Origin of the sequence: Mesorhizobium sp. M8A.F.Ca.ET.207.01.1.1 (assembly GCF_004794715.1) — a bacterium.
GTDB lineage: Bacteria > Pseudomonadota > Alphaproteobacteria > Rhizobiales > Rhizobiaceae > Mesorhizobium.
Genome location: NZ_SRUS01000460.1, coordinates 1 through 306, shown reverse-complemented (window position 1 = coordinate 306; position 306 = coordinate 1). Strand labels below are relative to the sequence as shown.

At 69.3% G+C, this 306-nt stretch carries 1 protein-coding gene; it reads right to left on the bottom strand.

Features of this window, described 5'->3' with window-relative positions; genetic code table 11:
• Positions 1-198: ATP-binding cassette domain-containing protein (locus tag EN850_RS35365; RefSeq protein WP_136093060.1), on the bottom strand; the 198-nt coding region annotated here is incomplete at its 3' end.
• Between the last annotated feature and the right edge of the window lie 108 nt (positions 199-306).

The window sequence follows — 306 nt, the reverse complement described above, 5'->3', positions numbered from 1 at the left end:
GCTGATCTGGCCGCCACTGGGGTTGTCCAGGCCGCCGAGCAGGTTGAGCAGGGTGGTCTTGCCCGAGCCGGACGGGCCCATCAGCGCGACGAAGTCGCCGCTGGCGATGTCCAGGTCGATGCCGTGCAGCACCTGCACTTTCTCGGGGCCACGCTGGTAGGTCTTGGTGATGTTGCGCAGTGAAACCAGGGTCGACATGGGTGGTTCTCCACGGAAGGCGGGAAACGGGGAAGCGCACCCGCGATGGCCGCGGGCGAGCGTCGAGCGGTGCTGCCGGCGGCGCCCACGGGCGCCAGGCCGTTACTG